At 36.1% G+C, this 12,428-nt stretch carries 5 protein-coding genes; 2 read left to right on the top strand and 3 right to left on the bottom strand.

What is annotated here, in order from left to right; genetic code table 11:
• Window positions 1-101: 101 nt before the first annotated feature.
• Both MXE38_RS11095 and MXE38_RS11100 read right to left on the bottom strand, forming a co-directional pair.
• Complete coding sequence (locus MXE38_RS11095) at window positions 102-3,143, bottom strand: hypothetical protein (protein WP_246914890.1); 3,042 nt, start codon at window positions 3,141-3,143, stop codon at window positions 102-104.
• A 754-nt stretch (window positions 3,144-3,897) separates the two neighbouring features.
• Complete coding sequence (locus MXE38_RS11100) at window positions 3,898-7,353, bottom strand: hypothetical protein (RefSeq protein WP_246914893.1); 3,456 nt, start codon at window positions 7,351-7,353, stop codon at window positions 3,898-3,900.
• A 463-nt stretch (window positions 7,354-7,816) separates the two neighbouring features.
• Between MXE38_RS11100 and MXE38_RS12465 the strand changes: the two genes are divergently transcribed.
• The gene (locus tag MXE38_RS12465) at window positions 7,817-7,945 is read left to right on the top strand and encodes a hypothetical protein (protein ID WP_281503206.1); all 129 of its coding nucleotides are present in this window, start codon (window positions 7,817-7,819) and stop codon (window positions 7,943-7,945) included.
• 292 nt (window positions 7,946-8,237) lie between these two features.
• Window positions 8,238-8,732, top strand: coding sequence for a hypothetical protein (locus MXE38_RS11105; RefSeq protein WP_246914896.1), 495 nt, complete (start codon window positions 8,238-8,240; stop codon window positions 8,730-8,732).
• Here the strand turns inward: MXE38_RS11105 and MXE38_RS11110 are convergent.
• Window positions 8,707-12,096, bottom strand: a complete 3,390-nt coding sequence (locus MXE38_RS11110; RefSeq protein ID WP_246914899.1) for a hypothetical protein — start codon at window positions 12,094-12,096, stop codon at window positions 8,707-8,709. The genes MXE38_RS11105 and MXE38_RS11110 overlap by 26 nt on opposite strands.
• Window positions 12,097-12,428: the final 332 nt, after the last annotated feature.

The following is a 12,428-nucleotide window of genomic DNA, read 5'->3' on the forward strand; positions in this document are numbered from 1 at the left end:
GTGACCCTAATCACATATATCTATATAAAAGGTTAAAATAGTGTAGTTTTATTAATATTCAAAGTTATCGATAATAGCAATGATTATAGGCTGTTTGTTCGCTAACACCAAATTGGCGGTCTATATGGCATAGCAGTATGCGACTTAGTGCCCATATTTTTAAAAAAGTTAACATCTATACATTGAAGAACTCTAGGAGCATCCTCTAGTAAATCCTTATACAAGCTACGAAAATCTGAAATTTGACAAGCATCATAGATGCTATTTATCTCTGTATAGGTGCTTTTAAATTTGCGCCATAGACCTTCATACAAAGAGAACACATCCACTATCTCACCGAGGTATGACTTGTACTCAAAACACTCGCAAAGCACCACATTACCTTGCCCTACTAATTCAATTAAATTTTTGATTTTGGCAAGCTTGGTAGAAAACAACTTAGTTAATTTTTGTAATAAGTTGTAGATTATATTCAAATAATGTTGGTACTCCTTAACTTGATTAATTCTAGTAAAAGACAATACCAACCTTACAAAGTACTTAGCTATAGGTAAGATAGTACAATTTAAGGAATAGGAGTAGATATTTATAATCCAAATTAAAGCACCATTAATAAACAGAGTGTTGTAGCATATGTGCTTACTAATGAATTGGTCGTAGTTGTAGTTTTGCAATAAACGCTTATAAGCAACCAAGACAAGATAATTTGAGTTGCTAAACTCAAATTTATAATTAAAAGGAATACCCACACTGCTTAAAGACTTTGCAAAATCTTCTTTAGTGGCTAATTTGCTATAAGGAACAGCAACTCTAATATATTGATTCATGTTTCTAGCAAAAAAAGCCAGTAAAGTTTCATACATGCATTTATAGAAACTCTGGTTTAGCTCAATGCTATCCTCATTATTGAGCCGAACATTGCTTGAAGCTCCTGCTAAGTTTAACTTTAAGTCCTCAGGTACATTATCCAAGTTAGATATGATGTACTGACTAAAAGCAATAATAGGATTCAAGCAGATGTTCTGAAACTGACTAAACAACTTATTTTTAGAGAAAACAAAGTTTTCTAATTTTTCATTTAAGAACTTATCAAGTTCTGTTGTTTTTTCTACAAACTCTTTGCTAAGTTGAACAATCTTTTGGCAATCTTGAAGATAGCTAATACAGGTTTTGTTAAGCAATAATTGCTCTGCCTTGCTAAGATTAGAACTATCAGAACCATCCCTTGCAGGTATATTACGAGTAAGGCTATCGGCAATCTCTTGATCGTAGTTATTTGTCTTGCGTAACAAGTTAGACATATAGTTATCTTCATAGAGAAGATTAATATCACCTTGTAAATCCAAGATCAAAACTAAATGCTCAAAGCAAGCTTGATGACACTCAATCAACTTAATGAAAGTCTCATCCTTTAATAAAAGCTCATAAGCAGGATAAAGAGTTTTTACCAAATCTTCGCCACAATAAGATAAATCAAAAGCAAAACTTAATTTCGAACCTGGCTTAATACCATTAGCGATGTAAATACATCTAAGGTAATAATTATTATAGAGCTCTACCAATTCAGATATTACGCAGAACATGTCAAAGTAGACATTGAGCTTGCGACTAAAAACAATTGGCTTAGGATCATTAATTACTTCATAAGCTAGCTTTTCATTGATCGCATAAATCTTATTATGACTGTCTCTGTATCTACGTTTTAACCATATGATCTCTCCGCAATCCTCAACATCATACTTAGATCCTTTATTGATAGGATAAGGCAAGGTTGGAAATGCATGATTAAGACTCTGATAGTAAGACATTACAGAGTTTACAATGGCTTTAAAATCAACCACACTAGGGTTGCTTAGATTAACATCATCAAATGATGGGGCAAAATTAGCACAAATATCAAAAACACTTTGTGGAATAGAACCTAACATTCCATTCACAATCTCTTGCTCATAAGAGTAATAATCAGTAAGACACTTAACTAGATTGACATCAGCGCTCAGGAATGAATTGACAACAATCAATATTTTAGATTGCAAATCAGAAAGATGCTTAAAAGGCTCATAGAGATTGAAATAGTAGTACTCAACCTCCCAACTATTTCTTTTGTTAGTACAATGATAGTGCGGCTCTAATGCATAAAACAATTGTACAAAATAGCCAATATATTGATACAAAGCATCAATACGCCCTACATAATCCTTAACTAGCATATTACAGTCATTAAAGTAAGATGCGTTAATATGCAGTCCTTTAAAGTTTTCTTCAAAAGCAAGACAAGCATCTAAAGCGTTATTATGCAGGCGCACAACATCATCGCTATTAACTTTCTCTAAAGCCTTATAATGAGAGCGCAAATCATCGCAGCTATAGCGCTCAAACATATACTGACGGCGCTGGGCAACCAACAATAAATGCATGCCTAACAGATCAATAATTTTTAGCACTTGCAAACCTGAGTCAAGCTTACTATCGATATTGAAATAGTTGACCTCTTTAGAGGTTGGAGCCTCTTTATCTGTTTCGGCCTGTATTTTCTTACTAGACTCTATCTCACTAAATCCCAAAGGCTTAGTACTTGAAATAGTATCTTGTGCCGCTTGACTGGTTAAGATTTTATTTTTGTTTAAAACGCCAAACTCTGTCCACGAAGGGAGTACCAAATCAAGGCCAAATGGATGCAGATTCTGGTTAAAACTTAGTAAAGTACTTACAAAGACTTTAGGTGAGCAAGGAAAATCTTGCTTTTTAAAAGCCTTAATAAGGACATCATCTTTGATATCCCCATTTTGCTCAAATAAAACATTGTAAGACCTAACAGGCATATCCTCATAAGCCTTAATTTTATTAAGCTTGCTTTCAGATATCTTGGGTATAGCTTTAACCATAGTGAAACAAGCAGTTGCCTTATAGTAGTAAGCAACTATATCGCTATAATCTCGCTTTTTCTTACTTATATTTTGAGGTTTAAACTCGTCACAATAGAGTTTAATATCATTATCTTCGAGAACTAAACTCTTAAAGCTCTCAAAATCACTTTTAGTGCCTTCAATACAATACTTACGATAGCAGGTGTTAACCTCATCGAATAATCCCAACTCAAACAAACGCAACATAACTCTTAATTGAGCATGACACCACTTCATAATGACTACCTACTGCTTAATTATTACATGAATGATTGAACACAAAAGCACCAAATCCTATTACCAAGAACTGCTTGACCTATTAGATTAGCTCTCAAAGGATATATGCTTGTTATCCAATAATTAAGTATTTTGCCATATTGGTCGATGCCAATAAAGTTCTTTTACTGCCCTAATCCAACTTCATGCCAGTCTCAAGGCAGGTATAGTTGTAATCGAACTTTAGAGCTATCTCCATCCCCTATGATAGCTTGTTGATGAAAGATCTTACCTCCATCTAATATGGTCAATTTAGGAACTTTTCTTTTTTTCTTGAACTTAACCAAATAAATAAAAGAAAGCTTACAGCAGGATGAAGCCTTAATCCCTGAGCTTAAAAAAGCTTAGACCTTACAAAGATCTAAGCTTTTGAATAGGAACCTACACGGTCATTTAGCTATTAGCAGTGCTCTTTTTGGCACGAGTGCTAGAGCTTGTTCTGCTAGTAGTACGTGCTATAGCGGCCTTTTTCTTTGGTTTGGCCTCAGTTAGCTCGGCAGCGGCGGCTATCTTGCTAGCATCATCAACTTTAGCCTTAGTTGAGGCAGTGGCGGCTACCTTTTTAGCCCTACTTTTAGTAGCAGTAGCCTGGGTAGTTGTTTTGGCATTGGCATTAGCATTAGCCTTGGTTGTGGCCTTTGCTGCGTCATCAGGCTTTGCTTCAACCTCTGCCTCAGGACATGCCTTTGCATGGGTATCTGAGCTAGCAGTGGCATCAGCTGCGGGTGGCCTTTTTCTTTGGCTTGGACTCAGCTACCTTAGTAGTGTCGGCAGCCTTATCTGCCTTGGCTTTGGTTGCGCTTGTGGCGGCACCCTTTTGAGCTTTGCTCTTGGTGGTGGTAGCCTTGGCATTTGACTTGTCTGTAGGGGCCAAGTTTAAGGATTCACAAATTTCATTTACAATTGTCAGCCTGTCCAGATTTAAAACCCGCTGCAACTTCTCATAATCAAGCAAGTCCATTTTTGCTGATACTAAATTAATGAAGCGTACATTGGTTTGAGTAACCCCTTGTTCACGAGGTCTTCTACGTGATCTAAGACCAGAAAGTTCATATTGCTCATCATTATTAAAAAACTTACTATCATCTGCATAGATTATAGAAGCGATCTCTACACCAAAAAAATGATCAACTACTGACAATTGAGGTGAAGATAAGCGCTCTTCACCTGAATCAAGAACATTGAACATATACTCTTTGCTAATTGAGGCATAGTCTTGATTATTAAAATAAGGAATTTCCTCATTAGATGTAGTGCCAAAATTTTTAAAGTAATTGATATCTAAGCATTGAAGAACTTTAGCAGGATTATCTAACAAATCCTTATACAAGGTAAGAAAACCTGAAATTTTACAAACATCATGTATGCTACTTAACTCCTTATAGGTGCCCTTATATTTGAGCCAGAGACTTTCAAACAAAGAGAACATTTCAACCAGCTCAAAGAAATATGATTGGTATTCAAAACACTCACTAAGTTGCACATTGCCTTGCTCTACTAATGCAGTTAAATTCTTGATTTTGGCTGGATGAGTAAACAATAACCTTTTTGAGTTGTGCACCAAGTTGTAGATCATATTTAAATAATCGTGGCACTCATCAAGTTGCTTATTTGAACTCAGGGACAAGACAAGTCTTACAAAGTACTTAACCATAGGGATGATAGTAAATTTTAAGCTTTGGAAGTACTTGCTAAGAATACCCATCAAAGCATTATTCATAAAAAATGTGTTATGACAGATTTGCTGATAAATAGATGGATCATAGTCATAGCTTTGCCAGAAACGCTTAAAAGCCATCATGTTAATAAAGTTTGAGCTTCTAAACTCACTGGACTTCTTAAAAACAATGCACACACTGTTTAATGACTTGGCAAAATCTTCTTTAGTAGCTAATTTTGTATAAGGAATATTCTCTTTAACAAAGAGATTCATGTTTTTAGCTAAAAAAGCCATCCAGGTTTCATACACACATTGATAGTAATTTTGCTCAACTTCAGCATCTGGCCCTTGCTCTGATGGGAGGACATTGTTTAGCTTCAAGTCCTCAGGAACATTATCCAACTTATAAGTCAGGTATTGACTTAAAAATGCAATAGGATTCAGGCATAATTTCAGTAAGGTGCCTAAGGTCTGATTTCTACCTGACATGAAATCATCTATTTTGGCATCTAAGAACTTATCAAGCCCTGTTGTTTTGTTTAACAACTCTTTGCTAAGTTGACAAAGCTTGTGGCAATCTTGAAGATAGCTAATGCAGGTTCTATCAAGCAATAATTGCTCTTCCTTGGTAAGATCAGAGCTATCGCTGGCATGATTATCTTGAGCAAGACTATCAGCAAACTCTTGATTGTAATTATTGGTATAATGCAACCAGTGAGACATATAGCTATCTTCATAGAGAAGATGAGTCTCGCCTCGTAAGTCCAAGATTACAACCAAATGCTCAAAGCAAGCTTTATGACACTCAATTAATGCTTTGAAAGTCTCATCCTTGAACAAGCGCTTATAAGTAGGATAAATTACTTGTACAAAATCTTTGCCACAATAAGTTAAATCAAACGCAATACGATAGTTCGAGCCTGGCTGAAACTCATATGTAGCATTACAAATTGTTCTAAAGTAATAATTATTGTAGAGCTCTACTAAGTTAGATATTATGCAGAACATATCAAAGTAGGCATTGAGATTTCTGCTAAAGACCATTGGCTCAAGATTATTAACTAACTCCTCAGCTAGCTTCATATTGATACTTTCCAAGGAAACATCGTTATCTTTACGTTGTAGCCAACCTAGATCACCACCATCCTCTACATCATATTTAGAGCCCTTTTTAATAGGATAAGGCAAGGCTATAGCTGCATTATTAAGACCCTGAGAGTAAGACATGACAGAATTTACAATGTCTTCAAAATTTACTAAACGAGGGTGGCTCAGAGTAGCTTTAGCAAATGATGGTGCAAAATGAGCACAAACATCATAAATACTTGATGGGATCAAAGATACCACCTGGCTAAGAATCTTTTGCTCATAAGATGTAAAATCACTAAGAACCTTAATATTATTCAAATCAATCTCAATTAAATTATCGACATTAATCAATAATTTAGCTTGCAAATAAGAAAGATGCTTAAAAGGCTCATAGAGATTGTAATAGTAAAACCCTACCTCCCAGCTATTAGCAGCGTTAGTACAATTATAGTGCGGCTCTAAGGCAGCAAACAATTGACAAAAATAGCAAAGATATTGATACAAAGCATTATGAAAAGCAACATAGCTCTTAACAAGAGGATTCAAGTCATTATCTTGGCCTTTGTTGTTAAGAAGCTCCTTTTGTGCCTCTTCAAAAGCAATGTAAGTTGACAGAGCATTATTGTGCAAGCACACAATATCGTTGCTATTAACGTCAGTTAGCACCTTATAATTGGAGCGCAAATCATCCTTTCTAAAGATATCAAACATATACTGACGGCGCTGGGCAACCAACAATAAATGCATACCTAAAAGATCAATAACTTTTAGTAAGCCCAAACCCGAGTCGAGCTTACTGTCGATATGAAAATAGTTGATCATTTTAGGATTTGAAGCCTTTTTTAATACTTCACGCTTAGATTTTGTCAGAGCATCTTGCGCTTCTTTACAAGTTAATTTTATATTTGCAGAGCCAAACTCCTTCAATCTAGGGATTCTAAAATTATCGTCAATTAGGTACTGATTAAGGTTAAAACTTAAGAAATTACTTACGAAGGCTTTAGGCGATTTAGCAAAAACATGATTGTTAAAAGCGCTAATAACAACATCATCTTTGAGCTCACCATTTGGCTCAAATAATACTTGGTAGTAATTAGCTGGCATATCATTGGTGACAGCAATCTTGTTTAATTTACCATCACTGTCATTTAGCAATGCTTTAAACATAGTAAAAGCAGCAGTTGCATTATAGTAATGGTTCACTGCATCGCTGGCATTAATGTCGTTTTCATTGGATTTTTTAGACTTCTTGACATCGCAATAGAGTTTAACATCATCGTTTATCACTAAACTTCTAAGGTGATCTAGCGCACTGATAGTGCCTTCAATAGAATAATTACGATAGCTGGTATTAATCTCGTCAAAAAATCCCAACTCGAACAAATGCGACAAAACTCTTAAATGAGCCTGATACCATTTCATAAGGACTACCTGCTGCATACTTGTTAAATGAAAAAATGAATGAGCACCAAAGCACCAAATCTTATTGCCAGTAACTACTTAGCCTCTTATATTAGCGATCAAGGACTATGATTTCACACAAATATTTAAATACTTTGGTTCACGCAAAAGTCTTGTAGGCTAACTTAGGATGCACTTATTAGTGAGTTTATCTGAAATATAGTACATGCTCTAATTGCGAACAACATTTTTACTTAAACAATATTGTGCCATATATGGCAATTTCAAGAAAGTTTTCAACACTAATAATATCCCTATAACAGCCACTTATAGTTGTACTGACACCAAGCGAGGTATGGAAGTTCTAAGCTTACTCTTATGAGCCAATTGCTAACTGCTACCTACCTGTTTTGGTACTTTTATAAAACCCCCCACATCACAACAAGACATTGGCGTTTTAAGGATTACTGACATTAATCGACTTATGAAGGATAGATTAAACCTTGTTAGTTCAGACCTAACGAAAATCTACGGTTCAAATAGAGCTCCAGAGTGTCTATTTGAACCAATCTACACCACTGGTCTACGTCTGGATAATTCCTTTGCTGTCTAAGTATACAGAGTTCAAGATCATGCCAGCATCAAGGCAAGGATAGTTGTAAACAAAAATTTAAACCTCTTTCCAGGGCTAAATATATGAACTCTAATGCCTCTCCTCCATTATTGCCTATAAGAGTATTTTGCTTTAATTCTTCGCTCACTAAATATGCTTTACAACACTATATTGCGGTAGGCCAGTGCTTTAATCCTTGAGATTAAAAAAGCTTAGACCTTATCAAGATCTAAGCTTTTGAATATCAACCTACACGGTCATTTAGCTATTAGCAGTGCTCTTTTTAGCACGGGTGCTAGAGCTTGTTTTGCTAGTAGTACGTGCGGTAGCGGCCTTTTGCTTTGACTTTGCGTCTGTAGCCACTGTGGCCTCAGTAGCGTCAGCATTAGCCTCAGTTGTGGTGGCAGCAGCTACCTTTTTAGCCCTACTTTTAGTAGCAGTGGCTTTGGTGGTGCTTTTAGCCTTGGCCTTGGCATCAGCATTGGCCTTAGTTGTGCTATTGGCTGCGCCATCAGCCTTAGCTTCAACCTCTAACTCAGGACTTGCCTTTGTAGAGGTATCTGTACTGGCAGTTGCATCAGTTGTAGTAGCTTTTTTGGCTCTGGTGGCCTTTTTCTTTGGCTTAACATCAGTAACGTCGGTTGCATTGGTTGCCTCGTCAGCGCTGGCCTTAGTTGCGCTTGTGGCTATTTCCTTTGCGCCCTTGCTCTTAGTGGTTGGGGCCTTGGCCTTAGGTTTGACTGTAGAGGACTTACTCTTAGCTACAAGTGCAGCTTGTGGTTTGTAGCGGCATTGGAAGCTGATGAATCAACAATTTGAGTTGAGATTAACTTACTGTCGATATTCAATAGCTTATTAAGCTCACTATCGCTCATCAAGTGCAGTTTTTCTTTGACTAACTCGACCATTTTGCAAGTAACTTTGGTCAGCTTGCCTCTTGAGGAGATATTTTCCCATTTCAAGTGAACATAGCAAGCTAAATCACGATCCGCAGATGACAAACAAACTTTAAGATCTTCACCAAACAATTGCCCAACTAAAGGTTCAAGCGCATAATACCGCACACCATACAGATAATATGCAAAATTTTTAGTGTACTCATTATTAACGGTATGGTATTGCTCATTAATTAAGTACGGATAAATTGTACTTTCGTTCATGAAAATATCATGGAAGTATTTACCGTTAATTTGCATTAGGACTTTATGCGGTTCCTCTAACAAATCTGTGTACAGCGCTAAGAAATTTTCAATTTCACCATTTTTATAGACGGACTCAAGAGCTGGCTCTTTATCAACATACTGCTTACACAAATGACTTAACAAGGACAAAGAGTATACTACTTCTGATAGGTACGACTTATACTCGAAACTCTCAGACAATACCACATTGTCCTGATATGCTAAGTTCTTTAAATTATCCAGCTTAGCATCATGATTTTTGACGATACCTTTTAATTTAGACACAACATTGTAGACAGCATTATAGTAATCTATAAACTCAGTTACCTGCTTTACTCGCTTGATTTGCCATAAATGGTTGACAAACAATTTAACCATTGTAGCCATAAGCCAATTTACACAATTGAAATTAGAGCAAAGGAGCAAATACAAAGCACTATTAGCGAAGAAAGTATTCTTACAGATTTGCTTATTCATGGCTTGGTCGTGCTTATCTTTTGAAAAGCGACTGTAAGCCAACATGACGGAACTATAATGCTCTTGATGAAACAAGCTAGGCTCAATCAAAGTAATACTACTTAATGCTTTAGCAAACTCTTCTTTACTGGCTAACTTTGCGTAAGGCACAATACTTCTTGCATACTCATTAACATCATTAGCTAACACTACCATGAAAGATTCATACAAATCCTTATAGAACTTTTGGTTTACCTCATTGACCTGATAATCCTCAGGTGCAAGATCAGCATTAGGCATTAGGTCAGCAGGAACATTATCTAAGCTTTGAACTATGTAATGACTAAAAACATGAATAGGAGTAGAGCACAAGGTAAGTATAGAGTGCAATTCTTTAGCTTTCTCTAAAATACGACTACCTATAATGCCATCAAAGCCTTCAAAAAAATCCATTTTTCTAGTCAACAGCTCTTTGCCAAGACAGAGTATCTTTTGACATCCTTGTATCAGGCTAATGCAGGTCTTGTTAAGTATCAACTGCTCTGCTTTAGTGAGCGTAAGTTCCTGCTTAGTATTAAGCTTTTTAGATAGACTTTGAGCCAGTTCTTCATCATAAGTATCAGTAATATGTAACAGAGTAGACATATAGCTATCTGAGTAAAGAAGATTGCTCTGACCTTGCAGGTCTAATATTAAAGCTAATTCCTTAAAGCAATCCTTATGAGTCACAAGAAACTCTCCAAAAATTTCATCTTGCAATAGCATCTGATAATAAGGAAAAACACACTCCACCCATTTAATATCACTATAGGTTAAATCAAACTCTAACTCATCTTCTTCACTAGCTTTTGCATTAAAAATGGCCATTAAATAAGTGTGGTTAAAGGCCTCAACTAATAAAGAAGCAAAGCTAAACATGTCTAAATAGACATTAAGCTTGCGATTAAACTCAATAGAATCACATGTTCTAATGACACTCTTTACAAAGCAGAGCTTTCTCAGCTGATGTATTGTAATTTCATAATGATCATTATTCATTTGCAATAAGAAAGCTATATCGTTAAATTCCTGCGAATCAACGATGCCATTATCCTCTAAAGCAAATGGACTCAACTCATGAATAGGAGATGGTAAGCAAATCGTTGTTTCATTTAATCTGTTTCTATAAGACAAAACAGAGTTTACCACTTCCTCAAAATCGACCACACGAGGATGGATCTGCTCCTCATTATTAAACGGAGCAAAGTGTGCGCAGGTTTTATACAAACTTTGAGGGAGTGTTTTTACCATATGATTTAGTTTCCATTGGTCAGATGAGAGGCTCTTTTTAAAGCTCTCTACTACATCCTCGCTACCAAGAAACTCCACGATCTTTTTCAACAAAGAATCGTACGTCTCAGAAAGGTCGACAAAATACTTATGAATATCAAAGAAGTAAAAATTGACTCTCCAACTTGCGAATTTATTAGTTCCCAATGTTAATGGATTCAATGTTCCGAGCAGCTCATAAAAATAGCGCAAATAGTGATAAAGTGCTTCATAGCGCCCAATATATGCATTAACCGCAACATTTACCTCATGATCGCTCATTTGATTACTAAATAAGCTTTTAAGTGCCTTCTCGTAAGCTGAGCAAGCAGATACTGCATTGTTGTGCAAGAGTACAATATCTTCGCTCTTAACTTGCTCTAAAGCCTCAAAATTAGAGCGCAAATCATCATTTCTTAAGCACTTAAACAAATATTGGCGACGCTGTGCTACCAACAACAAATTCATGCCTAAGAGATCAATAAGTTTGAGCAAACCAAAGCCGTAATCCAACCTACTATCGATCTGGAAATAATTAATCTTTTGTGAGTCAGTTGGCTCTTCAATACAATAGCCTTGCGCATTTTCAAACTTGTCTGCTTTTGCTTCCTCACTAAACTCAAAATTGGAAAGATCAAACTCGGATATAGCTTGTGATGAAATAGTTGGGCGACTAATTGAACCATAAAAACAGTTTTTCTTGATATGCTGAATCTGAAAATCATTATCGAAGTAATACAAAGAGGGAAGAGAATCTAAGAACACATGAAAAAACTCACCAGGGTGTCCCCTAAAGACCTCATTATTAAAAGCAGCTATGAGGACATCGTCTTTAATTTTCCCAGAAGGCTCAAAGAGTTCTGTGTAAAAGTCTTCATACATGGTCGTAGCAGCATCAACTGTAATGAAAGGATCTTTTAAACTTGCAGTAATTACCTGGTATAAGGTCAGAATAGCCTTTGCGTTGTAGTACAACAGCAACAAACCATGATTGGAATAGCAATCCACTTTATAAGAAGTAAGAAAAACGAGACAGAAATCACGATATTCCTCTATCTCGTTGTTTAGCACTAACTCAATAAAGTGTGCTTGATCCTCTTCACTATCACTAATAGACCAGCGACGATAGCAAGCATTAACCTCGTCAAATAGTCCTAACTCAAACAAACGAGACATGACTCTAAAATGAGCTTGAAACCACTTCATTACAACTTCCCGCTTTATATTTTTTGAAGAAATTTACTAGCACAAGCTTACCCCATCTTACGGCCAAGAACCACAAATCTTATCCTTGATTCGATTAGCTTCTTGTGAGTATGCTTTTAGCTAAAAACCTAAACTTTGCCACCTGTATCAACAAAACCCAAACTCAAAGAATTGCAGTTAACCCAAGAGCTTAGGGCCCTTTATACCTGAACTCTGCATACTAAAGTAACCTCTAAACAACAAATTTTAATAAAACCCTATATATATCTTGTTTTCAAGGGACAAGACTAGAGGTTAACCTATTGTTAGGTAACCTCTACAATTTTTTGATA

Origin of the sequence: Anaerobiospirillum sp. NML120448 (assembly GCF_023050945.1) — a bacterium.
Classification (GTDB): Bacteria; Pseudomonadota; Gammaproteobacteria; order Enterobacterales; family Succinivibrionaceae; genus Anaerobiospirillum.